The 24087-nt window shown below is 65.8% G+C and carries 21 protein-coding genes; 10 read left to right on the forward strand and 11 right to left on the reverse strand.

Annotation, left to right across the window (positions count from 1 at the left end; all coding sequences use genetic code 11):
- Positions 1-68: 68 nt before the first annotated feature.
- A complete protein-coding gene (locus B1526_RS06755; protein WP_095615309.1) occupies positions 69-869 on the reverse strand; it encodes an SDR family NAD(P)-dependent oxidoreductase in 801 nt (266 codons plus the stop codon).
- A gap of 223 nt (positions 870-1092) precedes the next feature.
- On the opposite strand from B1526_RS06755, the gene B1526_RS06760 reads away from it, so the two are divergent.
- Positions 1093-3954, forward strand: coding sequence for a heavy metal translocating P-type ATPase (locus B1526_RS06760; protein ID WP_235607089.1), 2862 nt, complete (start codon positions 1093-1095; stop codon positions 3952-3954).
- Between the two features lie 23 nt (positions 3955-3977).
- Here the strand turns inward: B1526_RS06760 and brnQ are convergent, their stop codons facing one another.
- Positions 3978-5483 (reverse strand): branched-chain amino acid transport system II carrier protein, encoded by a 1506-nt coding sequence (gene brnQ, locus B1526_RS06765; RefSeq protein WP_268802231.1) that lies wholly within the window; start codon positions 5481-5483, stop codon positions 3978-3980.
- Between the two features lie 201 nt (positions 5484-5684).
- Between brnQ and B1526_RS06770 the strand changes: the two genes are divergently transcribed.
- Together B1526_RS06770 and gndA are read left to right on the forward strand one after the other, a co-directional pair.
- Complete coding sequence (locus B1526_RS06770; protein ID WP_095615311.1) at positions 5685-6392, forward strand: Type 1 glutamine amidotransferase-like domain-containing protein; 708 nt, start codon at positions 5685-5687, stop codon at positions 6390-6392.
- 127 nt (positions 6393-6519) lie between these two features.
- Entirely contained in the window at positions 6520-7977 is a 1458-nt protein-coding gene (gene gndA / locus B1526_RS06775; protein WP_095615312.1) for an NADP-dependent phosphogluconate dehydrogenase, read from the forward strand.
- Positions 7978-8052: 75 nt separating this feature from the next.
- On the opposite strand, the gene pgl is transcribed toward gndA, so the two are convergent.
- From pgl to B1526_RS06810, 7 genes are all read right to left on the reverse strand, one after another.
- Positions 8053-8850 carry a 6-phosphogluconolactonase gene (gene pgl / locus B1526_RS06780; protein WP_201260142.1) on the reverse strand — a complete coding sequence of 266 codons (798 nt, stop codon included), beginning with the start codon at positions 8848-8850 and terminating at the stop codon, positions 8053-8055.
- Positions 8851-8870: 20 nt separating this feature from the next.
- Positions 8871-9845: a glucose-6-phosphate dehydrogenase assembly protein OpcA gene (locus B1526_RS06785; protein WP_095615313.1), complete on the reverse strand. Its 975-nt coding sequence runs from the start codon at positions 9843-9845 to the stop codon at positions 8871-8873.
- Positions 9842-11410: a glucose-6-phosphate dehydrogenase gene (gene zwf, locus B1526_RS06790; protein ID WP_407641007.1), complete on the reverse strand. Its 1569-nt coding sequence runs from the start codon at positions 11408-11410 to the stop codon at positions 9842-9844. Before zwf ends, B1526_RS06785 begins: the two co-directional genes overlap by 4 nt.
- A 68-nt stretch (positions 11411-11478) precedes the next feature.
- On the reverse strand, positions 11479-11820 hold the full coding sequence (locus B1526_RS06795; RefSeq protein WP_095615315.1) for a peptidase M20: 342 nt from the start codon (positions 11818-11820) through the stop codon (positions 11479-11481).
- Positions 11817-13880 (reverse strand): ferrous iron transport protein B, encoded by a 2064-nt coding sequence (feoB, locus tag B1526_RS06800; RefSeq protein ID WP_407641008.1) that lies wholly within the window; start codon positions 13878-13880, stop codon positions 11817-11819. The genes B1526_RS06795 and feoB overlap by 4 nt, the downstream gene beginning before the upstream one ends.
- Before the next feature lie 89 nt (positions 13881-13969).
- Positions 13970-14218, reverse strand: coding sequence for a FeoA family protein (locus B1526_RS06805; RefSeq protein ID WP_095615316.1), 249 nt, complete (start codon positions 14216-14218; stop codon positions 13970-13972).
- A 79-nt stretch (positions 14219-14297) separates the two neighbouring features.
- Complete coding sequence (locus tag B1526_RS06810) at positions 14298-15833, reverse strand: aspartate ammonia-lyase (protein WP_095615317.1); 1536 nt, start codon at positions 15831-15833, stop codon at positions 14298-14300.
- A 138-nt stretch (positions 15834-15971) separates the two neighbouring features.
- Here B1526_RS06810 and B1526_RS06815 point away from each other — a divergent pair, with 138 nt between their 5' ends.
- Positions 15972-16436, forward strand: coding sequence for a nucleoside 2-deoxyribosyltransferase (locus tag B1526_RS06815; RefSeq protein ID WP_095615318.1), 465 nt, complete (start codon positions 15972-15974; stop codon positions 16434-16436).
- Between the two features lie 55 nt (positions 16437-16491).
- The gene (locus B1526_RS06820) at positions 16492-17001 is read left to right on the forward strand and encodes a MarR family winged helix-turn-helix transcriptional regulator (protein ID WP_095615398.1); all 510 of its coding nucleotides are present in this window, start codon (positions 16492-16494) and stop codon (positions 16999-17001) included.
- 12 nt (positions 17002-17013) lie between these two features.
- Here B1526_RS06820 and B1526_RS06825 read toward each other — a convergent pair whose 3' ends face one another.
- Positions 17014-17670, reverse strand: coding sequence for a helix-turn-helix domain-containing protein (locus B1526_RS06825; RefSeq protein WP_095615319.1), 657 nt, complete (start codon positions 17668-17670; stop codon positions 17014-17016).
- Between the two features lie 341 nt (positions 17671-18011).
- Here B1526_RS06825 and B1526_RS06830 point away from each other — a divergent pair, with 341 nt between their 5' ends.
- From B1526_RS06830 to B1526_RS06850, 5 genes are all read left to right on the forward strand, one after another.
- Complete coding sequence (locus B1526_RS06830) at positions 18012-18446, forward strand: ABC transporter transmembrane domain-containing protein (RefSeq protein WP_235607090.1); 435 nt, start codon at positions 18012-18014, stop codon at positions 18444-18446.
- Positions 18447-18630: 184 nt separating this feature from the next.
- Positions 18631-19323 carry an ATP-binding cassette domain-containing protein gene (locus B1526_RS06835; protein WP_095615320.1) on the forward strand — a complete coding sequence of 231 codons (693 nt, stop codon included), beginning with the start codon at positions 18631-18633 and terminating at the stop codon, positions 19321-19323.
- A 14-nt stretch (positions 19324-19337) separates the two neighbouring features.
- Positions 19338-19898 carry an ABC transporter transmembrane domain-containing protein gene (locus B1526_RS06840; RefSeq protein WP_157908714.1) on the forward strand — a complete coding sequence of 187 codons (561 nt, stop codon included), beginning with the start codon at positions 19338-19340 and terminating at the stop codon, positions 19896-19898.
- A 96-nt stretch (positions 19899-19994) separates the two neighbouring features.
- Positions 19995-22418, forward strand: coding sequence for a carbon starvation CstA family protein (locus B1526_RS06845; protein ID WP_095615322.1), 2424 nt, complete (start codon positions 19995-19997; stop codon positions 22416-22418).
- A complete protein-coding gene (locus tag B1526_RS06850) occupies positions 22415-22633 on the forward strand; it encodes a CstA-like transporter-associated (seleno)protein (protein WP_235607091.1) in 219 nt (72 codons plus the stop codon). Before B1526_RS06845 ends, B1526_RS06850 begins: the two co-directional genes overlap by 4 nt.
- Positions 22634-22736: 103 nt before the next feature.
- Here the strand turns inward: B1526_RS06850 and B1526_RS06855 are convergent, their stop codons facing one another.
- Positions 22737-24053, reverse strand: coding sequence for a glycoside hydrolase family 3 N-terminal domain-containing protein (locus B1526_RS06855; RefSeq protein WP_095615323.1), 1317 nt, complete (start codon positions 24051-24053; stop codon positions 22737-22739).
- Positions 24054-24087 lie beyond the last annotated feature (34 nt).

A 24087-nucleotide genomic window follows, 5' to 3' on the forward strand; every position in this document is an offset into this window, starting at 1 on the left:
GCGGCACATGATGACATGTGCCGCAGGCCCCCATCATGTCAGTGGCATATGCCATCCGTGTCCACTATTCACTGTCCGTCCGCGGCGCGTGGGTCGCCGCCGTTCGCACGTGCCGCGATGCGCGCGGCGAGTGCACGCGGCACCAACCGCGCGCCGAACGCGACCATCTTCGCGAGCGCGCCCTGATAGGCGAGCGCACTGCCCGCCGCCATCTTCGCATAGGCGAACGCGGCGGCCCTTTCGGGTGTCGATGGTTTGCATATGGGAAGTGTGAAGAAGTTGCTGCCGTGCATGTGCGCCGCCTGTTCGAAGCCGGTCGTGACCGGTCCGGGGCACACGGTCGTCACCGACACGCCCGTGCCGCGCAGTTCGTAGGAGACGGCTTCGCCGAGTGAGCGGACGAACGCCTTCGTCGCGTAGTACATCGCCATGTATGGTCCCGGCACCGCTGCCGCGACCGACGCGATGTTGAGGATGCGCCCGTGGCCGCGGTCGCGCATGTCACGTCCGAAGCGGTACGTCAGTTCCGTGAGCGCGACCATGTTCACCTGCATCATCGAGCGCAGCCGTTGTTCGTCCATATCGAGGAACGCGCTCCAGTCGCCGAAGCCGGCGTCGTTGATGAGTGTGTCGATCGTGATGTGCCGTTCGCGGGTGAAGCGGTGGAGGCGTTGCGCTGCGTTGGGCTGCGACAGGTCGAGGGTCACGGCGATGACGTTCGCGTTGAGGTCGTGTTCGAGTGTCGCCTTGAGCGTGGCAAGCCTGTCGGCATCGCGTCCGGTGATGATGATGTCGGCGTCGTGCTGTGCGCACAGCATCGCGAGTTCGCCGCCGATGCCTCCGGTGGCCCCGGTAATCAGTGTCGTCATGATCGTCCTTTCGCGTGTGCGTGGCGGCGCGGTCCGCCCAGTGGCCGCATGCGCCACATCATGTTGGTCCCTTGCGCACCCACTGTATCCCGGCATGATGAGTGCCGCATGGTTTTCAGCTTCCCGGTGACGCGACGCGCCCGGCATCGGCATGTCTGCGGAATACCGTCGATTCCAGACGCGTTATGCTGTTGAGGATTCCTACATACATGGATCATGACGGATGGGAGCGGAACAAGTGACGACAGTGGTCATCATCGTTGTGGCGGCGCTCATGAGCGCACTGCTGCTGTGGTATTGCCTTGCGCCGAAGCGCGCCGCGCGGGCGGACATCGACGGAGGCGTGCAGCGTGTGCGCATCGCCGTCAAAGGCGGCTATGACCCTGGCACCGTCGTCGTGCGCGCCGGCGTGCCGACGCTCATCGATTTCGACCGGCGTGAGGGCGGCGAATGCTCATCGCATGTCGTCTTCCCCGATCTGGGCATTGACGTCGCGTTGCCGGCGTTCACGCACACCGAACTGAGGTTGCCTGCGTTGGCGTCCGGCGAATATCCGTTCGCATGCGGCATGAACATGCTCCATGGGATGCTGCGCGTGCAGGGTGGGGATGGCGTGGCCTCCGAAGGGACGGTGGATACGCGCACGTCTGGCGCCGTCGCCGAAAGCGAGGAGGTGCTGCGTGCCCGCCAGAGTGCCGAGGACGCCGACCGTGCGGGGGAGATCCGTGCGCTCATACGCCGCCTCATCGTCGGCGCCTCATGCACGGTGCCACTGCTGCTCGTCGCGATGCTGCCGATGATCCCTGCCGTCGGCGCGTGGATGCGCACATCGCCGATCTCATGGATGTTGAGCCCTTGGTTGCAGTTCGCGTTGACGGTGCCGGTCATGTGCTATTGCGGATGGCCTGTGCACCGCACCGGCTGGCTTGCGATCGCGCACCGGGCGCCTGAGATGAACTCGCTCGTCACGCTCGGTACGATCGCCGCATTCGGCTACAGCCTCGTCGCCACCGCATGGCCAGGGCTCCTGCCCGCCGGTGCGCGCGAACCATATTATGAGGCTGTGGGCACGATCATCACGTTGATGATCCTCGGCCAATTGCTTGAGGCGAAGGCGCGCGCGGGCACTGGTGACGCCATCCGCGAGCTCATCGGGCTGCGTCCCGACACGGCGCACGTCGTTCGCGGCGAGAACGTCGTGCCGATCGCGACGGCGGACATCGCCGTCGGTGACATCATCGAGACAAGACCGGGCGAGCGGCTGCCCGTCGACGGCATCGTCATATCCGGGTCGAGTGCCGTCGACGAATCGATGATCACCGGCGAATCGCTCCCCGTCGCCAAGTCGGCCGGCGATGCCGTCACCGGTGCGACGATGAACACGACCGGCGCGTTGCGCTACCGTGCGACGCGCGTCGGCGCCGACACGGTGCTCTCGGGCATCATCCGCCTCGTGCGCGCGGCGCAGACATCGAAGGCGCCGATCCAACGCATCGCCGACAAAGTCGCGGGCGTGTTCGTCCCCTCCGTCGTGCTCATCGCGATATGGACCTTCGTCATCTGGTGGTGCACGGGTGCGCAGCCGCGTGGCGTCATCGGACTCATATGCGCGATATGCGTGCTCGTCATCGCATGCCCATGCGCGCTCGGCCTCGCCACGCCGCTATCGATCACGACGGCCACAGGACGCGGCGCACGCCACGGCGTGCTGTACCGCAACGCCGAGGCGATAGAGACGGCCGCGAAGATCGATGTCGTCGTCTTTGACAAGACCGGGACGATCACGCACGGCACGCCGCATGTCACCCATATCGCGGCGCTCGGCGCCGATGGCGCGTATTCCGCGGACCTCGATGACGCGACACTCGCGGCGGTCGCCGCAGCGGAAGCCCAATCGGAACACCCGCTTGCGCGCGCCGTCGTCGAAGCCGCGCATGAGCGGCATCTTGATGTGCCCGAATGCCTGACCTTCACGAGCGTTCCCGGCGGTGGCGTGCGCGCCGACGTCGACGGACAGCGGATCGTCGTCGGTTCCGACCGGTTCGTCGAAGCCGATGCCCGCCCAGACGATCTCGATGCGGCACGTGAGACGATGCGGCTCATCGCGCAGGACGGGGCGACACCGGTCCTCGCGGCGGTCGACGGACGCATCGCCGCCGTGTTCGCAATCCGTGACACGATCAAGGACGATGCGCGCGCCGCCATCGACGAACTGCACCGCCGTGGCATCGGCACGATCATGCTTACCGGCGACAACCGTGTGACGGCCGACACGATCGCCCATGAAGCCGGCATCGCCCACACGGTCGCCGACGTACGCCCCGAGGACAAGGAATCGGTCATCCGCGCATTGCGCAGGCGGGGATTCCACGTCGCGATGGTCGGCGACGGCATCAACGACGCGCCCGCGCTCGCGGGGGCCGACCTCGGTATCGCGATGGGCACCGGGACCGACGTCGCGATCGAAGCGGCCGACGTGACGTTGATGAACGGGTCGTTGCGATCGGTCGTCACGGCGATTGACCTTGGACATGCGACGATGCGCAACATCCGGCAGAACCTCGGTTTCGCGCTTGGTTACAACGCGCTCGGCATCCCGGTGGCCGCCGGATGCCTGTACCCGGCGTGGCATCTGCTGCTCAACCCGATGATCGCGGGCGCGGCGATGGCGTTCTCATCGCTTTCGGTCGTGCTCAACGCGAACAGGTTGCGCGGTTTCACGCCCGATCGGGAACGCCGGTACACGATGCACGCTGCGCCCATCGCCGAATCGGAGCTCGAAGCCTTGCGCAGGGGAATCGCGCGTGCACACAATGAAGGCGACAGTCGACATATGGCGACGGAAGGAGACAATACCATGGCGGACGATACCGCGGAGGAGATCCTCGAGGACGCAATCAACGAACAGCTCAGGCAAGAGGAGGAGGACGCCGATGACGTCATCGACCCGGTCTGCGGCATGACGGTCGATCCGAAGACGGCGGCGGCGAAACGTGTATGGCAGGGGCGCACGGTCTACTTCTGCAATCCGCATTGCGCCGAGGTCTTCGATGAGGACCCCGCGAACTACATCGACAAGGACTGAGCGCGCCGGCGGGCGGCGGCCCCTCAGCGGCGCACACGTCTGCGCGCGAGCGAGACGACGACGCCGATCGCGAGGCCGACGCCCGCGGGCGCAAGCCAGCCGAGCGCGATGCCGTTGAGCGGCATCCAGCCACATGCCGTCTCAAGCCATGCCCAGCGGCCGCCGAACGCGGCGACGAGATGGGCCACGCCGTTCGCGACGCTGTCGATCGCCGTGAACAGCACCGTCCAGAAGTAGACGGCGGGGAAGTGCCGGGAGAACATGCCATCGAACAGCGACAGCACGACGAGGACGATCGCGATCGGGTACAGCATCTCAAGGACCGGCACCGACAGCTTGATGATCGTGCTCAGCCCCATGTTCGCGATGAGCAGCGCGACAAGCGCGAACAGGACCGTCCATCCACGGTAGGACAGCGGTTTCGGGAACTGTGTATGGAAGTACGACGAGCATGTCGAGATGAGTCCCGCGCATACGTTGAAACATGCGACGACGAAGATGACGCCGACGAAGACGGTGCCGGCGTGGCCGAAGACCTCTTCGGTGAGGTTCGTGAGCACGGTCGCGCCCGTGTCGCCGGTGCCATTGATGCGCCGGTAGGAGCCTGAGACGGCGCCGACGAAGGCGAGCTGCGCGTACACGGCGACGAGCATGACGCCGGTGAACAGGCCGCCGAGGCCGGTCTCGCGCCGGTTGCCGGCCTCGGCGGCGACACCCATCGTGCGGATGTTCGCCGAGATGACGATGCCGAAATACAGCGCGGCGAGCAGGTCCATCGTCTGATAGCCGTCGAGGAACCCCTGAAGCAGCTGGCCATGCGCATAGGCGCCGCTCGGCGCCGCGAACGGCGGGTGGGGAACGCACAGGCATGTGATGAACAGGACGGCGATCATGATAAGCAGCAATGGGCCCATGAGTTTGCCGAGCACTTGCGAAAGCCGGTCGGGATGCTGCGCGACAAGCCAGGCGAGCGCGAAGAAGACGATCGAGTAGACGAATTGGACGATGCGCGTATGGCCGCCGGCGAACGGTGCGAGCGCCATCTCGAACGATGTCGACGCCGTGCGCGGAATCGCGAACAGCGGGCCGATCGTCAGCATGATCGCGATGCCGAGGACCAGTGCGAACCGCTTCGACACACGGGAGCTGAGCGCGCCGAAGCCGCCCGCCCTGGCGACGACGATGACGCCGAGGATCGGCAGGCCCACTGCGGATATGACGAAACCGGCCATCGCGGCGGCCGTGCGGCTGCCTGCAAGCGCACCCAGATACGGTGGGAAGATGAGGTTGCCGGCGCCGAAGAACATCGAGAAGAACGTGATGCCGACGACGATGCGTTGACGGCGCGTGAGCCGTGCCTCCCGTGCGCCCGGAAGCAGCACGCCGTCGGCGCGTTCGACGTGTTCTGCGATGTCTTGCGCGACTTCGTCCGCGGATTCCCGGGCGGGATCGTCGGCCGCCATCGTCTGGCGTCCGGGGGTGGATCCTTCGGGGTTGCCGTTTGGGGTAGTGGAATCCGGTGTGCGCATCGTCGGATCGCCTCCAGCGAAATCGGGGGATATGGAGCGGGGGTGGACTGTTCAATCCTAGTCGCCGTGTATGGCGTCTCTGAAGGCGCGCGCTGTCGGCGAACAACCGGACAGATCGTCACCGTGTGCGGTGCACCCCTACACTGGAGGAAGGAACATGCGCGGTGATGGTGTACGGACCGCGGGACAGGGAAGGCCTACATGGAGCAATCGAACGACAGTGCCGGCATGGATGCCGCATCGCGCGGCCGGTGCCGCATGCTGCTCGCGTCGGCGGCGACGGGGCTGCTGCCGCTCATGCGTGCATGGGTCGATGATCTCGACGCCCGGACGATCGCGTTCATCCCGAACGCGAGCTTCGTCGAACGCTACGGGTTCACGAACCGGATGGTGGCGCCGTGGTGGCGCACGCAAGGGCTGCATGTGCGCGTCGTCGACCTGACGGGGCGCCGTGCGGATGTCTTGGCGCAGCTCGATGGATGCGACATGCTGTATGTGTGCGGCGGGAACACCTTCCATCTCATGCGTTGCCTGCGTGGTGCGGGTGTCGTGCCGCTCATCCGCGCCCTCGTCGCGCGCGGTGTGCCGTATGTGGGGGAGTCGGCCGGCGCCGTCGTCACGGCACCGGACATCGACTACATCGAGCCGATGGACGAGCGGCGCGAACCGGCGGCGACGTTGCGGCGCCATATGGCCGCGCCGGCATGGACGCCCGGGCTTGGGCTCGTCGACGTGCACATCGTCCCGCATGTCGGGGGAAGGCTCCTCGGCGCCCCGGCCGACGCCATCCTGCGTGCGCACGCGGCGGACCCGACGTACATCGGGCTGCGCAACGACGAGGCGCTCATCGTGGATGGCGGGGATATGCGGCGTGTCCGGACGCGATCGGTGTTGAGCCGGTTCATGTGAGCGTCCACGCCGCTTCGATGCGCCAGCCGATGTGCCCGCAGCGCAAGGCGCAGCCGTCCCGCGGTGGGCGGGAACGCGGTGCGTTAGACTTGAGGGCGGTATCGTCTATATCAATGGAGGAACGCATATGAGCGCAGAAGCAAACGTCGGCGTCGTAGGACTCGCCGCGATGGGCGCCAGCCTGGCGCGCAACCTCGCACGGCATGGCAACAGCGTCGCGGTTTACAACCGGCACTATGCACGTACCGAGCATCTCATCGACGCCTATGGCGACGAAGGCGAATTCCATCCGGCGAAGACCGTCGAGGAGTTCGTCGCATCGCTCGAAAAGCCGCGCACCGCGATCATCATGGTCAAGGCCGGAGCGGCGACCGACGCCGTCATCGACGAGCTCGCCGAGTACATGGAGCCGGGCGACATCATCGTCGACGGTGGCAACTCCTATTTCAAGGACACGATCCGCCGCGAGAAGGAATTGCGCGCGAAGGGGCTGCATTTCGTCGGCATGGGCGTGTCAGGCGGCGAGGAAGGCGCGCTGCTCGGCCCATCGATGATGCCGGGCGGCAGCGACGAATCATGGACGCGCCTCAAGCCGATCCTCGAATCGATCGCGGCGAAGGCCGGGGACGGCGAACCGTGCGTCATGCATGTCGGCGAGAACGGCGCAGGCCATTTCGTCAAGATGGTGCACAACGGCATCGAATACGCGGACATGCAGCTCATCGCGGAAAGCTATGACATCATGCGCCGCGGGCTCGGCATGGACCCCGATGAGATCGGCGATGTCTTCGAGCAGTGGAACAAGACCGACCTCGACTCGTACCTCATCGAGATCACGGCCGAGGTGCTGCACAAGAAGGATCCGCAGACCGGCAAGCCGCTCGTCGACGTCATATTCGACCATGCGGGCATGAAGGGCACCGGTACGTGGACCGTGCAGACGGCGCTCGAGCTCGGTGTGCCGGTCACCGGCATCGCGGAGGCCGTGTTCGCGCGTGGCCTGTCGGACCAGACGGCGTTGCGTGAGAAGGCGCAGGACGATCCGTTCGCCGGCCCCGACGGCCATATCGAACTCGGCGCCGAGACGCGTGGGACGTTCATCGAGCGGATCCGCCAGGCGCTCTACGCGTCGAAGATCATCGCCTATGCGCAGGGCTTCAATGAGATCGGCCGTGCCGCCGAGACATACGGATGGGACATCGACATGGCGCATCTCGCGCGCATCTGGCGTGCGGGCTGCATCATCCGCGCGAAGTTCCTCGACCGCATCTCCGAGGCGTTCAAGGACGGCGCCGCCGACATTTCGCTGCTGTTCGCCCCGTACTTCAAGCAGGGCATCGAAGCGAGCGAGCCCGATTGGCGCCATGTCGTCGCGACGGCCGCCCAGGTCGGCCTGCCGGCCCCGGTGTTCTCGTCGTCGCTCGCGTATTTCGACGGCCTGCGCGCGAAGCGCCTGCCGGCCGCGCTCATCCAGGGGCAGCGCGACCTGTTCGGCGCCCACACCTACAAGCGCGTCGACGAGCCGGGCTCATGGCACATCCTGTGGGCCGAACCGGACCAGCGCGAGGTGAAGATGTCCGACTGACGCCTCCTCTCGTGCGGGACCTTGCCGTCATCAGGCGCACAGGACCGCGCGGGACACATGGCTGGGGGCCGTACGTCAGCCGCGCAGCCGCGCCGCCGATGCGCGGTCGGTGATCCACAGCACCTCCTGTGTCGCGTCGGCGAACGACGCGGGGTAGTGCGGGTCGCGCACATTGCGGAATGTCTCGTAGACGGCGTCGGCCTTCGCCGCACGCGAGCCGCATATCCATAGATACGACGTGCGCGCGATCATCGGCACCGTGAACGTGATCCTCGTCGGCGGCGGTTTCGGCGAATCGTCGACGCCGACGACAAGCGTGCGCGGGTCGTCGATCGCGAGTTCGCCGTGGTCGGGGAACAACGACGCGAAATGCCCGTCGGGGCCGACGCCGAACATCATGATGTCCATCGCCGCCGTCTCACCGAGCTCGCCGAGGAGTTCGGATTGGTAGACGGCGGCGGCGTGGCGCAGCGCCTCACGCGTTTGTTCAGGCGTCGCGGCGGCGCGTTCGCGCTCCGGGCGCGTGTCCGCGGGCATCGCGTGGATCTGCGCATCATCCATCATGCCGGCCGCGATGAGCCCATCGAAGAGCGCATCCCGTGCCGCGTTCTCGTTGCGCTCGTCGCTTCCCGCGGGCACGAAGCGTTCATCGCCCCACCAGATGTGCACGCGGTGCCAATCGACGACGCCGAGCAGCGGCGACGCCGCGATCGCGCGCAGGATCGCGGTGCCGTCGGTGCCGCCCGTCACCGCGACGTCGACACGTTCACGGCCGTGCGCGCCGAGCACCTCGTTCATCGTCAGCAATGTGCGCGTGGCGACGGCCTCGGCGAACAGATGTTCGTCAGGGTAAGTGACCAGTGTGCGTTCCATCGTCATCCCATGCTCCTCCGTCATCCTTGCCTCTGTCCTTGTGCAGCCCCGGCCGGATGGATGCGCCGCCATCCGTCGGTGATGACCTTCGCGTAGATCTCGTCGGGGTAGAGACGGCCGAGCTCCTCGCTCAGGCAGTCGCCGAGCGAACGCATCGGCAACGGGATTGTCTGGGAAGACTGCTCGGGCACGCTTATCGTGACGATGTCGTCATGGTCATGGCAACGCACGAGGCTCAGCACCCCGCCATCCTCACGTGTGAGGCTCACCTCACAGATCGCCGTCGCATCGGCGTCGTCCTCGATCGAGACGGGGACGTCGAGGCTTGTCGCAAGCCATGCGGCGAGCAGGTCCTTCGGCAGGTATTCGGGTTCACCGATGACGTTCGCGGCCGTGATGCGCATGTGCGGCGGCTGGTCGAGCATCGCCGCGAGGAGCGCGCGCCATCGTGTGAGCCTCGTCCACGACATGTCCACGTTCTTCGGGGAACGGTTGCGGCGCAGGTCCTCAAGCGTACGCACCGGATTGGCCGAACGCATCGCGTCGGTGATGCGCGACTGCGCCATCGCGCCGACGAGGTCCTTCGACGGGTTGGCGGGCGCATCCGTCGGCCACCATGCGACGACCGGCGCATCCGGTACGAGCAGCGGTGTGACGAGCGTGTCGAGATGGTGGATGAGGCCGCCGCGCGGACGCAGCACGATGATCTCACCGGCGCCGGCGTCGGCGCCGATGCGCACTTCGGCGTCCAGATACGTGCGGTCCTCCTCGGATTCGGTCATGCGCCGCGAACTCGGCGCGATCGCGATGACACGGCATGGATGGTCGCGGCTCGCCTCGTTCGCGAGGACGAGCGTGTTCTCCAGATGGTCCTCATCGGTCACGATGAGCAATGTGAGCACACGTCCGAGCGCGACCTCGCCGCGTTCCTCGTGCAGTTCGTCGATCTTGTTCGAGATCTCATTGGTCTCGGTGTCCCTCATCGTGATGATCATGGCATCCTCCAACGGTGTCCATCGCGTGCAAGCATCTCCACGGCCTCTTGCGGCCCCCATGTACCGGCTCGGTACGGCTGCGGCTGTCCAAGCGTCGACCAGAAGTCCTCGATCGGATCGAGGATGCGCCATGACAGGTCGACCTCCTTCGTCGTCGGGAACAGCGGCGGGTCACCGAGCAGCACGTCGAGGATGAGCCGTTCGTAGGCTTCGGGGGAGGATTCGGTGAACGAGCGTCCGTAACTGAAGTCCATCGACACATCGCGCACCTCCATCGACGTGACTCCGGGCACCTTCGAACCGAAACGGATCGTGACACCCTCATAGGGCTGGATGCGGATGACGATCGCGTTCTTGCCAAGCTCCTGCGTCGCCGTCGATTCGAACGGCAGATGCGGCGCGCGTTTGAACACGAGTGCGATCTCGGTCACGCGGCGGCCGAGTCGTTTGCCGGTGCGCAGATAGAACGGGACGCCGGCCCAGCGGCGTGTATCGATGTCCAGACGGATCGCCGCGTACGTCTCGGTCGTCGAATCCGGGTCGATGCCCTTCTCCTCGAGATACCCGCACACCGGTTCCGACCCCTGCCAGCCGGCCGAATACTGGCCGCGTGCCGTATGCGCCGCCAGATCGGAGGGCAGCCGCACCGCGGACAGCACCTTCGTCTTCTCGGCCATCAGGTCGCGCGCCGAGAACGAGACCGGTTCCTCCATCGCCGTGAGCGCCATGAGCTGCAGCAGATGGTTCTGGATGACGTCCCTCGCCGCGCCGATGCCGTCGTAGTAGCCCGCGCGTCCCGCGACGCCGATGTCCTCGGCCATCGTGATCTGCACATGGTCGACGTAGTTCGCGTTCCAGATCGGTTCGTACATCATGTTCGCGAACCGCAGCGCGAGCAGGTTCTGCACCGTCTCCTTGCCGAGGTAGTGGTCGATGCGGAACACCGAGTCCGGGTCGAAGACCTCGGAGATGACGTCGTCGAGCTGCTTCGCGCTCGCGAGGTCGTGGCCGAACGGTTTTTCGATGATGACGCGGCGCCAGGCGTCTTCGGTGGATTTCGCGAGTCCGCAGTTCGCGAGCTGTTTCGCGACAACGGGGAAGTCGCGCGGCGGCACCGACATGTAGAACGCATGGTTGCCACGCGTGCCGCGGTCGCGGTCGAGTTCTGCGACGGTGTCGCTCAGGCGCGCGAACGCGTCCGGATCCTCGAACGTGCCTTGCACGAAGCGGATGCCTTTCGCGAGCTGCTCCCATGTCGCGTCGTTGAATTGCGTGCGGCAGTGCGCCTGCACGTTCTCTTTGACGAACTCGCGGAAGTGCTCTTCGGTCCAGTCACGGCGCGCGAAGCCGGTCAGGCCGAAGCTTGGCGGCAAGAGGCCGCGGTTCGCGAGGTCGTATATGGCGGGCAGCAGTTTCTTGCGCGACAGGTCGCCGGTCACGCCGAAGATCACGATGCTGCATGGTCCTGCGATGCGGGGCAGTCGCAGATCCCTCGGGTCGCGCAATGGGTTGACCCATTCGAGCGGCGCCGCCCCCTGTTCTGTTGTCTCTGTCATGGTTGCCATCCTAACGCCGTGGGCGGCCGTGCGCACGGCCGCCCCGCGCGATTCCACGATTGGGGCAATGGATGCTCTCATGTATGCGTTTGTATGAGCCGTCGTATATGTGACACAATCGATGCCCTGTTGCGCGCCGACGCGGGAAGCAACGGGCAACCGGCGCATACGGGCGAATCGGGGTCGGGCGCGCACGCGCCGCCTGCGCACCCGCTTGTCAATTCGACGATGTCTATCGTGCCCTGTCGCCGCGCATGGTCGACGACCTGTTCGACGAATGCGCGCGGCAGTCCGCGTTCCTGTGCGATCTGCGCGACGCTGCGTCCGCGTGTGAGGTCGTCGACGATGTCGGCGACGATATGTGTGCGTCCGCGCGCGCCGCCTTCCGATGCCGCACCCGTATGTCTGAAACCGCTCACAGCACCCATCGCAACGTCTGGAACGCGACGACCGCGAGTATGTATGCGACGATGAGGCCGAGTCCGACCGATTGCATCGCTATTTTCATCGAATACTGCCGTCTGAGTTCCGCGACGGTCGCGAGGCAGGGCGTGTACGCGAGTGTGAACAGCATGAACGCAACCGCCGCCGCCCTGCCGTGGCCTCCCGAGCTTTCGTCGAACGAGGCGCGCATCGCCGCGCCGAGTGAGCCTTCGCCCTGCTGCTGCTCGTCCTCGTCACCGGTATCGATGCTGTAGGATTGCGCCATCGACGCGACGACGACCTCCTTCGCGACGAAACCGGTCATAAGTGCGGCCGAGGCGTGCCAATCGTTGAATCCGGCGGGTGCGAACACCGGTGCGACACGGTCGGCGACGACGCCGTAGACGGAATCGTGGACGTCGTCGACGTGTGCGAACGAACCGGCGGCGGCCGTCGCCGGGATCGCCTGGAGGAACCACATGACGACGAGCATCGAGATGATGATCGAACTCGCGCCGTGCACGAAACCCCACAGGCGCATGAGGACGGATTTGACGAGTGTCACGAGGCGCGGCACCTGATAGGGCGGCAGGCTCATCGCGAACGGTTCGGACCTGACGTCGCGGAAACGCACCTGCTTGAGGAGGACGCCGACGAGCAGGATGAGCACGATCGAGCACACATACATCAGGAAGACGACGAGTCCTGCCTGATCGCGGAAGAACGCATAGGCGAGCACGAGGTAGACGCTCAGGCGCGCCGTGCAGCTTGAGAACGGCACGAGCATGCCGACGAGGACACGTTGGCGTGAATCGGGCAGCGTACGTGTCGCGGCGAGCGCGGGGAGGTTGCAGCCGAAGCCGATGACGATCGGCAGGAACGCGCGCCCATCGAGCCCCATGCAGCGCATCGCGCGGTCCATCACGAACGCGGCGCGCGCGAGATAGCCGGAATCCTCAAGCAGGCTCAGCAGGATGAACATGATGCCCATCGGCGGGATGAACGTGCCGATCGTGATGACGCCGTCGATGACGCCGTCGATGACGAGCGAATGGAACCATGTGTCGAGCGCGCTGGGACCGAAGAGCGCGAACACCCAGTCGATGCCGGTGGTGAGCCAGTCGCGCACGCTGCCGTCGATCCAATCCTGCGCGGGGCCGGCGAGCGTCGTCGTCGCCTCGAACATGCCGAGCATGAGCAGCAGGAAGACGACGATGCCGAGGACCGGGTTGAGCAGCACGCGGTCGATGCGGTCGGAGACAGTGACACGGTCGCGCGCATGCATGTCGAGACATGAGAGCACGTCGGCCGCCCAGTCGAAGCGGGCGTCGGCGCCGCCTTCGACCCACGCCTGCACGTCGATATGCGCCGGGTCGACCGGTGCCAGGCCATGCGGCATCGGTGTGCCGCCGAGATGGGCCGCGACGGCGTCCATGAGCGCCTGCCGCCCGGCCCCTGTGCGTCCATTGACCTCGACGACCGGCACGCCGTCAAGAGCCTGTGACAGTTCACCGGCGTCGATGCCCGCGCCCTGCTTCGCGGCGAGGTCGTTCATCGTGAGCGCGACGATCGTCGGGCGTCCCAATTCAAGGACGGTCGCGAGGAAATACAACGCGCGTGAGATGTTCGTCGCGTCGACGACGGCGACGACCGCGTCCGGGGCTCCCTGTCCGCCGGTGCCCATGACGGCTTTCGCGGCGACCTCCTCGTCCGGTGAAAGCGGCAGCAGCGAATAGGTGCCCGGTGTGTCGATGAGGTCCCAATCCTCACCACCGTGGTCATAGACGCCCTCCTCGAGGAGCACGGTCGTGCCCGGGGCATTCATGACGCGCGTCTTCGCGCCGAGGATCGCGTTGAACAGCGACGATTTGCCGACGTTCGGATTGCCGATGAAGACGATGCGCGGCATGCCGTCACCGGCGACGCGGCGGCCGCCGGTGTCGCAGCAGGGTTTGCCGGCATGTGTGTGGCCGGCGTGTGTGTCGTCGTCGTGGGCGTGCGGGGAAGGCAGCAGCGCGGCGATGCCGCGCCTGTGGCCCTGATGGTGGGAGGTCATGGGTGTCCTTGAGGATGTGCGGATGGGTGGTCGTCTGGTCGTCCGATGGTCCGTCGTCCGTTCGGCCTGTCGTGTGGATGGTGCGCCGTTCACACGCCTTCGGCGGGCGTGACGGCGACACGCGCGGCGGTGTGCCCGTCGATCGCGATGCGTTCGGTGCCTTTCGCGATGACGCGGCCGCCGAAATTTGATTTCTGGATGACGCGGATGATGGTGCCGACACGCAGTCCGAGTTCGAGCATGCGGAAGCGGTGCCGTTCGTCGATGTCGATCGCCGTGATCGTCATGTCCGCATCAAGCGGACAATGTTCGACGGTCAGTGGGGAAGAGGTGTCCATAACCGCACATTGTTATGTCGACTGTCGGGAAAGTCAATAGGTTTCGGCAAAAACCACGAAAAACGACTGTGTGGGGTTGTCATGCGATGCGCCTACGTCCCACCCAGTCGGCGTCCGTCACGGCATTGCCGACGGTTCGATCGTCAACGCCATGGCCGAGCGGACGGCACGTCTGCCCAAGACCGCGGCTCAACGCGACGACATCGGTCAGATGGTCGACTTCGGCGTCGGAAAGGGAGGTGTGCGCCTTCGCCGCATCGCGCACCGTGACCCCCTCGGCCATCGCATCTTTCGCGATCCGCATCGCATGATCATAGCCGATCGCATCGTTGAGCGCCGCCGCAATCGACGGCGACTCCTCGGCGTGCCTGCGCCCACGTTCGACATCGACACGGATGCCCTCGACGCATTTCGTGCGGAACATGTCCATCGCGTTGATAACAAGCGTCATGCCGGTGAGTATCTCATGGATGATGACCGGGTCGAACGCGTTGAGCTGCAGCTGGCCTTCGGCGGCCGCCCAATTGACGGTCACGTCCATGCCGAAGATGACGAAGCAGCATTGGTCGACGCATTCGGGGATGACCGGGTTCACCTTGCCCGGCATGATCGACGAACCGGCCTGTCGCGCCGGCACCTTGAGGTCCCCGAGCCCGCAGCGCGGTCCGGAATTGAGCAGACGCAGGTCGTCGGCCGCCTTCTTGAGATGGACGGCGAGGTTCTTGAGACATGCGCTCGCGGCGATGTAGGCGCTCATGTCGGTGATCGAGGCGACCGGGTCGAGCGCGGCATGCACTGGCAGGCCGGTGAGCCGTGCGAGGGTGCGCGTCACCGTGGCACGGAAGCGCCTGTCCGCGCATATGCCGGTGCCGACCGCCGTAGCGCCGAGGTTGAGGTCGCACAGTTCGTCGATGAGCGCGTCCATCGCCTGCAGGTCGAGTTTGAGGAACGTCGCCCATGCATGGAACTCCTGTCCGAAGGTCATCGGCACGGCGTCCTGCAGTTGTGTGCGTCCGATTGTCACATCGTTCGCGTGCCGGTCCGCGAGGTCATGGAACGCCTTGCGCAGGCGTTGGGCGGATGCGGCGAGCGGTGTGAGCCCCCCGCAGATCGCGAGTTTGCATGCCGCCGGATAGGTGTCGTTCGTCGACTGCGAACGGTTGACGTCGTCGTTTGGGTGGATGCAGCCATAGTCGCCGCGTGGATGGCCGAGGATCTCGAGCGCGCGGTTCGCGATGACCTCGTTCATGTTCATGTTGAGGCTCGTGCCGGCGCCGCCCTGCAGCACATCGACCGGGAACTGGTCGGCGAGCGCGCCGTCCTCGATCTCCTCGCACGCCTGCTCGATCGCCTTCGCCTTGTCCGGTTCGAGCAGACCGAGTTCGGCGTTCGCGATCGCGCATGCGCGCTTGACGACGGCGTAGGCGTGGATGAGCGCCTCATGCGACGAGTCGGGGATGCCGCTGACCGTGAAATTCTCAATCGCGCGTTGCGTATGGATACCCCAGTACACGTCGGCCGGCACGTCAAGCGTCCCGATGCAGTCGTGTTCGACGCGCATCGCCGGCCGCGCCTGCCCCGTGTCCGTCCGCAGTCCCTCGTCGTGCCCGTTCATCGCTGCGCTCCTTCGCTTGCCGTGCCTCCATATTCGAGGCAATAATTCTAGGCTCGCGGCATGTTGTACGCCACCGCCGATATTGCTTACAGCCGATTGCCCGCGCGTCGCGCCCCGGGTGCGCTTGAATGGGGGGCTATGGAAAACTTCGAGACCAACCAGAGCATGCAGTTCACCTCGTCCAAGCCGATCTACGACTTCTATGTGGCGGGACCCTACGAGACGCCCGAGCAGGTCGAGAGCATGGAACGCCTCGAACGCGTGCTCAAGGGCCGCGGCAAGAACCTGTACCTGCCGCGCTTCGCGATGGACGTCAACGTCGCAGGCCCTCGCGCCGTGTTCGAGGACCGCATCCGCGCGATCGGCAACTCGGCCGCGCTCATCGCCAACCTCGACGACAAGGATCCGGAGACGATCTTCGCGATGGGATACGCCAGCGCGCTCGGCAAACCGGTCTACGCGTACTGCGAGGGCATCCTGCCGAACGCCCGCATCAGCCTGATGATCGACCAGGCGGCCACCGCCGTGCTCGACGGGCCCGCGGACCTCGAAAGCCTGCTCGATTCGGGCCGCGTCAAGCCGCTGGATCTCGACCAGCACTGACCGGCGCCGCCACGGCGCGCGCGGCCGCGCGGCGCGATGCGCTAGGCTGGTGACGATGACGACCGACGACACTCCACCGTTCGAGCCGCCGCGCGACCTGATCGAACGCGCGCAGACGGCGCATGGCGACGCCGACGCGCAGCTGCTCGCATTCTTCGAGGAGCTGCGCCGCGTCGACCTCATCTACGGCGCCTACGGGCGCCGTTCCGGGCTATCGCTGATCGTGTACCTGATCTTCGACTACATCTGCGAGAACGACGGCACGTCGCAGCGCGAGATCTGCGCGTACACGCTGCTACCGCGCCAGAGTGTGAACAACGTCGTCGACTCGCTCGCCGCCCAGGGCCTGCTGTGCCTCGAGGACAGCGAGCGCGACCGGCGCGTCAAGCGCATCCGCCTCACCGACGAGGGGCTGCGCTACCGCGAACGCATAATCGACCCGCTACGCGGCGCCGAGCTGCGCGCGATGGCCGAGCTCGAGCCCGCCGAACGACGCGCGATGATCGCCTACGTCGACAAGTTCATGAATGCGCTCGAACGGCAGATCGGCGCCCTCGAGCGCTGAACGTCCGTCCCGTCACGCCCGTGCGAGCGGGGCGGCGACGGTGAGTCGCACGGCGCCGACCGCGAAGTGCGCGCCGCGCCTGAGGTCGACGTGCTCGGCGAGTCTGCGACTCTCGACGAACTCGTCGGAGACGGTGACGAGCAGCTGGAACGTGCCGCGGTCGACCAGATAGTAGCGGTCGCGCCGATCCCTGACCGAGTCGAGGATCTGCGGGATGCCGAAGCCCGCGGGCGTGAGGAACCCGAGGACGTTGTCGACGACCTTTTCATCGTGCGTCAGGATCGGCTCGCTGACGAGCCGGTGGATCGTCGCATCCGGCCACATCCCGCGTACGATCACGTCCTTTTTGGCGGCCTTGATGCTCCATCCGCTGTCCGCCGAGCGGCGCGCATCGACGGACGTCAGGTCGATCGGTTCGCGCAGCGCGCGCGTCGCCGCCTCGGCGTCCTCGCCATCGTCGAGCAGATAGTCGACGCTGACGCCGAGCAGCCGCGCGAGCCTCCTGAGATTGCCGATGTCGGGCACGCCCTTGCCGTTTTCCCATTTTGTGATCGCCTGACGCGAGACGAACAGCTTACCCGCCATCTCGTCCTGCGTCAGCCCGGCCTCGAGTCTCGCGGCCCTGATCTTGTCCCCGAGCGTCATGCGCCCGTCCGTTGTCCTGTCCATCGTGGTGTGCTTCGTTCCCGTCGGTGTGGGTGATGACGCCCTTTACGGTACGGACCGGCGGACGGGGAACGCAAGCCGGGCGTCCGAACATGCCGTGGCATCGTGGCCGCGCGCCGTGGCATCCGCGCAATGCCGCGGTTTTCGCCGTGTACCGCTTCGGGATTATGCGAATATGTTGCAAGGATGACACGCCGTCGTCGATTCCGGCGTCCGTCATCGGTATGCTTGTAGATTGTCCCAATATGGGACAATCTTTCCGACCTCGTCGAATGACGCCGCTTTTCCACCCACCTTGAGGAACTATGAGACTCGTACTGCGTTTCATGAAACCATACCGTCCGTTGCTGGCCCTGACGATGGCGCTGGTGATCGTCGACGTCGTCGGCGCCTTGCTGGTGCCGACGCTGGCGGCGAGGCTGCTCAACGAGGGCACCGCCGCGATGTCGTACCATGCGATGACGGTCACCGCGTTGCAGATGCCCGCCGCATCGCTGGTGGTCGGCTGTTGCGCGATCGGCGCCGGTTACTGCTGTTCGGTGCTCGCCGCACGCGTCGCGAAGGACATGCGCGACGCGATCTACGCCAAGTCGCTCGACCTGTCCGTCTTCGGCTTCCGCCGGTTCGGCACCGCGTCGATGGTCACGCGCACGATGAGCGACGTCGTCAACATTCAGGTGGCCATCACGAACGTCATCATGATGATGCTGCCGGTGCCGTTCATCTTCGTCGTGGCGCTCACCTTCGCGTTCAGCCTCGATGCGGTGCTCGCCTGGTAGCTCGTCGGCGCGATCGTGTGCGTGTGCGTCATCGCGGCGTTCATCCTGCGTTCCGCCTCGCCGCTGTACCGGCGCCTGCAGCGTCTGCTCGACCGCATCGGCGCCGTGCTGCTCGAGAACCTCACCGGCGTGCGCGTTCCAGATCGGCGACATCGTCGCGATCGTCGAATACGACGTCCTCGCATTGTTCTACCTCATGGCCGCGCAGATGGTCATCGCGATACTGCCGCGTGCGCTCGAATGCTGTCGCCGTGTGCGCGAAGTGCTCGATGCGCGGCCGAGTGTGATCGACCCAGCCGAAGGAGACGCCGTCGACATGGCGAACCGTGGACCGCTCGCCGATGGCGAAGTGCTCGCCTTCGACGACGTGACGTTCCGCTTCGCCGACGCCGAAGAGGACACGCTGCGGCATATCAGTTTCAAGGCGCGCATAGGTGAAACGGTGGCCATCATCGGCGCCACCGGATCGGGCAAGTCGACGATCGCGCAGGCGAGCGCCTTCATCGAGCAGGGTGAACACGGCGTGGCCACGAAGGTCGCCCAAGGCGGCACGAACTTCTCCGGCGTCCAGCGTCAGCGGCTGTCGATCGCGCGTGCACTCGTCGGCGACGCACAGCTTGTCATATTCGACGATTCGTTCTCCGCGCTCGACTTCGCGACCGACGCGGCGTTGCACAAGGCGTTGCGCGAGCATATGCGCGACCGCGCGGTGCTCATCATCGCCCAACGTGTGAGCACAATCGCCCACGCCGACCGCATCATTGTGCTCGACGACGGCCATGTCGCCGGCGAGGGCACACATGGGAAATGGCTGCGCGATTGCGCGGTCTATCAGGAGGTCGTCGCATCGCAGACGAACGAATCCGAACACCGATGAACGGATGCCGGTGTATGGCATACGGAACCGAACCATATACGTACGGGATTGTCAAGGAACAGCAACATGACGAAACAGGATGTGCAGATGTGATGATGACCGTCTACTCGTGGTTGCTTACGCTCGTGTTCCTCGCATTCGTATGCATCAACCTCGTCATCACGAAGATCGTCGCGGGCAGGAACCTTGAGGTCGCGGCCGCGAGACAGGAGGCCGTCGGGCGCCTGACGGGCGCGGTGGAGGAGTATTACCAGGGCCGTGACGTGATCAGGGCGTCGAACCGCGAGGAAGGCAGCGCCGCACGCATCGAAGGGCTCACCGAGGACGTGCGCGCCGTGGCCCAGAAAGCGGACTTCTCCACCAATTGCATCAACTCGCTCATCCGCATGGTCAACCGGTGCTCACAAGCCCTCGTCGCCTTGCTCGGCGGCGGCATGATGCTGCAGGGCACGATGTCGATCGGCATGCTGCAGACATTGAACCATGTCGCGATAATGGCAGACGACATACGGCGAAGCACCGTTTCATCTGGTGGCGAAAAATGCCCATATACTGAAACGCCGCCAGTGTCGTAATCCGCGGTCCCTACTGTGTTGCACGCGCCGGACGACCATCAGAGAGACGGTCGTCCGGCGCATGCATGCACACAAGAGGGACCAAGGAGGCAACAGATGAAGACCGCTGAGACAGCGGCGCCACAAGCCGCGCCGGACACGGCGTACACGCCCGGGGAGGCCGCGCGCGTCATCCGCAACACGAAGGGACTGCCGGTCGGCATACGACCGAAGATGGTATGGACATGGCCCAAGGCGTTGCTCTGGGCGCTCGTCGCAATCGTCGGAGCGATCGGATGGTCGGTGCTCGCGCTCGCGCGCGGCGAACAGATCAGCGCGGTCTGGTTCCTCATCGTCGCCCTGTGCTCGTATGCGATCGCCTACCGTTTCTATGCGTATTACATCCAGCTCAAGATCATGCGCACCGACGACGCGAACGCGACGCCCGCCGAACGCGTCCACGACGGTGCGAACTTCGAACGCGCCGACCGCCGCGTCCTCTTCGGGCAGCATTTCGCGGCGATATCCGGCGCGGGTCCGCTCGTCGGCCCGATCCTCGCCGCGCAGATGGGCTATCTGCCGAGCGTCCTGTGGATCATCCTCGGCGTCATCTTCGCCGGCGCCGTCCAGGACATGCTCATGCTGTGGATCTCGGCGAAGCGCCGCGGACGCTCGTTCGGCCAGATGGCGACCGACGAGATGGGCAAGGTCGGCGGCATCATCATATCCGTATTTCTCGTCGTCGTTACCGCGATCGCGATGGCGTTCCTCGCGCTCGTCGCGATCAAGGCGATGGCCTCGTCGCCGTGGGCCGTCTTCTCGCTTGGCATGACAATCCCGATCGCCCTCATCATGGGCTGCTATGAGCGTTTCCTGCGCCCGGGGCGCGTCATCGAGACGACGGTCCTCGGCTTCGTGCTCCTCGTCCTCGCGATCGTCGGCGGCGGCATGATCGCCGCGAACCCGACGCTCGCGCCGATCTTCACGCTCGACGCGAAACAGCTTGTCGTCGCGCTCATCATCTATTCGTTCGCGGCCGCCGCATTGCCGCACTGGCTCCTCGTCACGCCGCGCGACTACCTGTCGACATTGATGAAGATCGGCACGCTCGCGCTCCTCGTCGTCGGCATCGTCATCGCGAACCCGCGCGTGCAAGTGCCGGGGCTCACGACGCTCGCTGGCCGTTCGGACGGTCCGACGTTCTCCGGCTCGCTCTTCCCGTTCCTGTTCATCACGATCGCATGCGGCGCGCTTTCGGGATTCCACGGAGCCGTCTCCTCGGGTCTGACGCCGAAGGCGATCGAGAAGGAGAACCAGATTCGCATGATCGGCTACGGTTCGATGCTCGTCGAATCGTTCACGGCGATCATCGCGCTCATCGCCGCAGTCACGATCAGCCAAGGTGTCTACTTCTCGATGAACATGTCGCCCACGCAGATCGAGGCGGCCGCCGGCGCATCCTATTCCGCGACGGCGAGCGCCGAGGACAACGCCGTCGCCGCGATCGGCAACATGGACGTCGACACGATCGAAGGCAAGCATATGGAGGTCTCATGGACGTCCAATGGCACGACCTACGAAGGCGCCGCCGCGCTCGACGCGGCCGCGCACGATGTCGGCGAGACATCGCTCGTCTCACGCACCGGCGGCGCGACGACGTTCGCGATCGGCATGGCGAACTTCCTCAAGTCCTACCTCGGCGGCGAAGGCACGATGGCGTTCTGGTACCATTTCGCAATCATGTTCGAAGCGCTCTTCATCCTGACGACCGTCGACAACGGCACACGCGTCGCCCGCTACCAGATCGGCGACCTGCTCGGCAATGTCCGCAAACTCAGGCGGTTCGCCGACCCCACATGGCGTCCCGGCAACCTCATCACGACGTTCATCGCGACCGCCGCATGGGGCACGATGCTCTACATGGGCGTCTCGGACGCCAATGGCGGCATCAACGCGATGGTGCCGATATTCGGCATCTCGAACCAGCTGCTCGCCGCAGGCTGCCTCATGCTCGTCACCGTCTGCGTCGTCAAGGCAGGACTCGCGAAATACGCATGGATACCGGTTGTGCCGCTCCTCTGGGATGTCGCCGTGACGTTCACCGCCGATTTCGAGAAGATCTTCGACGACAAGCTCGGCTATTTCGCCGCGGCCGCCAGCTGGCGCGAGAAGATCGCCTCCGGTGCGCTCGAAGGCGAGGCGCTCGCGAACGCGCGTGCGTCCCTGTCGAACGCGTACCTCGATGGTGCGCTTTCGGTCTTCTTCCTCGTCATGATGACGGCGTTCCTCGCCGTCGGTGTCAAGGTGTGCGTCGCCACGGCGCGTGCACGCAGGTTCGGCGCCGAGTTCACGAGTGAGGAGCCGTTCGTCGAATCGACATGGTTCGCCCCGTCGGGGCTCCTTGCGACGAAGCTCGAACGCAAGGCTCTCGCCGAATACGACATGATCGTGGGAACGTCCACGGACGCGTCCCGTGACGAAGACGATGCGGACGAGGAGCGTCCCGCCGTTGGCGCAGTAGCCGCGCAGGTGCCGGCATGACGGCCGTCGCGTTGAGGATGGCGCAGGCCGCCATGCGCGTATGGCGCGGCGTCGTGTGGTATGTGCGCGAGCTGAGCGGCGAAGCGCGCTACGACCATTACCTCGAGCATATGCGCCGCGACCATCCCGGTACATGCACGCTCACGGAACGGGAATTCCTGCGCGCACGCGAACGCGCGGAGCGTGAGCATCCGAACACGAGCTGCTGCTGCTGAACGGGGGATGCACGTCCACGGATGCGTGAAGGCCGGGGCCGCCCACACAATCGATTGTGTGGGCGGCCCCGGCCTTCACGCATCCGTATTCAGTCAATGATGCTCATTCGATGAGGCCCATGCCGATCTTCAACGCGACGACGCGTTCGGCCGACGCCGTGACCTTGTCCGCGAACGCCGCGTCAGCCGTCGCACGTTCGCGCAGCCCCTGCAGGATCGGCGTCGTATACGACGGATCGTTGATGCACGCGATGTCGCCGCCCGCCTCGACGAGCCGCACGCCGAGCTGTGCCGGTTCGATGCCGCCGACCGCGCTTGCCGAAAGCGAATCGGATATGATGACGCCGTCGTAGCCGGTGTGCTCGCGCAGCAACCCGGTGACGATCCTCGACGAGAACGCGGCCGGAACGCCGGGGTCAAGCTGGGTGTATGAGGCGAGCGACATCATGACCATCGCCGGCCTGCCGTTCCTGATCGCCTCGGTGAACGCGGCCACTTCCGGCCCGTCGGCGCTCGTCGTCGCGTCGACGATGCCGGCGTCCGTGAAATCGGTGTTGCCGGTGACCGATCCGAGGCCCGGATAGTGTTTGACGGCCGTCGCGACGCTCGAGGCGCGCATGCCGTCGATGAACGCGACGGCATGCGCCGCGTTGCCGGCCGCGTCGAGACCGAAATCACGGTCGAGCGCGCCGATCGGCGCATTCGATGCACGGTCGATCGTGACCGTGTCGACCGAGGGCGCGAGGTCCACGTTCACGCCCGCGGCATGCAATTGCGCGCCCCATTGGCGGCTGTCATCCTCAAGCGAGGCCGTGGTGAGCTGCCCTTGCATGCGCGCGCTCGGCATCGTGTCGAATCCGGGTCCTTGCAGATGCTGCACCTGGCCGCCTTCCTGATCGGTCGCGATGAGGAGCGGGGAGCCGGATCCGGCATAGCCCTGCAAGGTGTCGGCCGCGGCGCGCACGCCATCGACGCCGCTCGTCCAATTGCCCATGAGGATGACCGAACCTATACGGTCGTCGGCGATGAGCGCGCGCACAGCCGACGGATCCGTCCCCGCGGCGAGCGGCGCCATGACGAGCTGCGCGGCACGCTCATTCAGGTCCATCGACGCGACGATCTGCGTCGCGCGCGCTTTCGCCTTCTCGCTTGTGTGGTGTGTCGCGGTCGGTGTGGGGGAGGAGGACTTGGTCTCCGTCGGCGTGGGTGCCGCACTTGGGGTGTCCGTGACGTCCGCGCTCGCGGAGGCGCTTGGCGTCGCTTGCACGCGACGGCGCTCGCGGTGCCCGGCGCCGGCGGCGAACGCGACGCCGAACGCGAGCGCGAGCGCGACGACCGCCGTGATGACGACCGCGAGGACGCGCCCGCCCCGCCCATCCGCGCCGTTCCTGCCATGCCTACCGTTTGACCGTGCCCCCATGCCGCACACACCTTCCGTTGTTCCTGTCCCGCCA

Source organism: Bifidobacterium criceti (assembly GCF_002286935.1).
Classification (GTDB): domain Bacteria; phylum Actinomycetota; class Actinomycetes; order Actinomycetales; family Bifidobacteriaceae; genus Bifidobacterium; species Bifidobacterium criceti.

Coding starts and splice junctions, on each gene's coding strand:
- B1526_RS06755 (WP_095615309.1), bottom strand. CDS start 869: ATGACGACACTGATTACCGGGGCCACCGGAGGCATCGGCGGCGAACTC.
- B1526_RS06760 (WP_235607089.1), top strand. CDS start 1,093: ATGGGAGCGGAACAAGTGACGACAGTGGTCATCATCGTTGTGGCGGCG.
- brnQ (WP_268802231.1), bottom strand. CDS start 5,483: ATGCGCACACCGGATTCCACTACCCCAAACGGCAACCCCGAAGGATCC.
- B1526_RS06770 (WP_095615311.1), top strand. CDS start 5,685: ATGGAGCAATCGAACGACAGTGCCGGCATGGATGCCGCATCGCGCGGC.
- gndA (WP_095615312.1), top strand. CDS start 6,520: ATGAGCGCAGAAGCAAACGTCGGCGTCGTAGGACTCGCCGCGATGGGC.
- pgl (WP_201260142.1), bottom strand. CDS start 8,850: ATGGAACGCACACTGGTCACTTACCCTGACGAACATCTGTTCGCCGAG.
- B1526_RS06785 (WP_095615313.1), bottom strand. CDS start 9,845: ATGATCATCACGATGAGGGACACCGAGACCAATGAGATCTCGAACAAG.
- zwf (WP_407641007.1), bottom strand. CDS start 11,410: ATGGCAACCATGACAGAGACAACAGAACAGGGGGCGGCGCCGCTCGAA.
- feoB (WP_407641008.1), bottom strand. CDS start 13,880: ATGACCTCCCACCATCAGGGCCACAGGCGCGGCATCGCCGCGCTGCTG.
- B1526_RS06805 (WP_095615316.1), bottom strand. CDS start 14,218: ATGGACACCTCTTCCCCACTGACCGTCGAACATTGTCCGCTTGATGCG.
- B1526_RS06810 (WP_095615317.1), bottom strand. CDS start 15,833: ATGAACGGGCACGACGAGGGACTGCGGACGGACACGGGGCAGGCGCGG.
- B1526_RS06815 (WP_095615318.1), top strand. CDS start 15,972: ATGGAAAACTTCGAGACCAACCAGAGCATGCAGTTCACCTCGTCCAAG.
- B1526_RS06820 (WP_095615398.1), top strand. CDS start 16,492: ATGACGACCGACGACACTCCACCGTTCGAGCCGCCGCGCGACCTGATC.
- B1526_RS06825 (WP_095615319.1), bottom strand. CDS start 17,670: ATGGACAGGACAACGGACGGGCGCATGACGCTCGGGGACAAGATCAGG.
- B1526_RS06840 (WP_157908714.1), top strand. CDS start 19,338: ATGGCATACGGAACCGAACCATATACGTACGGGATTGTCAAGGAACAG.
- B1526_RS06845 (WP_095615322.1), top strand. CDS start 19,995: ATGAAGACCGCTGAGACAGCGGCGCCACAAGCCGCGCCGGACACGGCG.
- B1526_RS06850 (WP_235607091.1), top strand. CDS start 22,415: ATGACGGCCGTCGCGTTGAGGATGGCGCAGGCCGCCATGCGCGTATGG.
- B1526_RS06855 (WP_095615323.1), bottom strand. CDS start 24,053: ATGGGGGCACGGTCAAACGGTAGGCATGGCAGGAACGGCGCGGATGGG.